1 protein-coding gene is annotated in these 553 nt (G+C 48.6%); it reads right to left on the minus strand.

Annotated elements, in window-relative coordinates:
* The coding region (locus ACS8FD_RS23575; protein WP_439277635.1) for a proton-conducting transporter transmembrane domain-containing protein at positions 1-553 on the minus strand (553 nt) is incomplete at both ends.

Raw genomic sequence — 553 nt, forward strand, 5'->3', positions numbered from 1 at the left:
GCTGCAATAGCCAGTGGCCTCAAAAGATTAAGCTGCTGCGCAAACTCTATACCAAACACTTCATAGACCACACGCACGATACCGAAAGCGCCGGCTTTCACCACTGCAACAGCATGTAACAAAGCACTGACGGGCGCAGGCGCTATCATAGCTTTTGGCAGCCAACCATGTAACGGTACTAACGCGGCTTTTACACCCAGTCCAATCATCAACAAAATAAAAACAACCACCAACGAAGTATGATGCTGCGCGCTCAAACTACTAAGAAAACCACCCTCGATAAATTCCAGATTGCCAGTCAGAGTATAAAGCCACACCGTCCCCAGCAGCATCAGGCTGCCACCGCCAAGAGTATACAGCAGATAAGTTTGCCCAGCTTTACGCGCCGCTTCACTACCGCGATGCACTACCAGCGGATATGTTGTGAGCGTTAGTAGTTCATAAAAAATCAGGAAGGTTAGCAGATTACCAGCCAAAGCCACACCAGTGGTTGCGGTAACACATAGGCTGAAGAAACCAAAAAAGCGACTTCGGTGGGGCTCAGTTTCTAAAT

The organism is Psychrobacter sp. 1U2 (assembly GCF_051847575.1).